At 60.6% G+C, this 236-nt stretch carries 1 protein-coding gene; it reads left to right on the plus strand.

What is annotated here, in order from left to right:
- On the plus strand, positions 1 to 236 hold a 236-nt coding region (locus Q5762_RS39665; RefSeq protein WP_315897175.1), incomplete at both ends, for a hypothetical protein.

The raw sequence follows: 236 nt of genomic DNA on the forward strand, positions 1-236 counted from the left end.
CATCACCGAACGCGGTCTGGATACCGTTGGAGTTTCAGGACCACCTGCGGTTGGTGGCGAGGTGCTGCTTGGGGACGTGTTCTACGCAATGCGGTTCGCCATCTACGCGTGGCAGAACGGTCGACGGACGCAGCGCCCGCCCGAATTTATCCTGTGGTCGATCTGGCCTGCGATTGATTGGGCGAACTGGCAGGTTATTCTGGCCAGCTATGAGCAGCGGTTCAAATGGCGGGCCG

The sequence above is a fragment of the Streptomyces sp. P9(2023) genome, assembly GCF_032436795.1.
GTDB lineage: Bacteria > Actinomycetota > Actinomycetes > Streptomycetales > Streptomycetaceae > Streptomyces.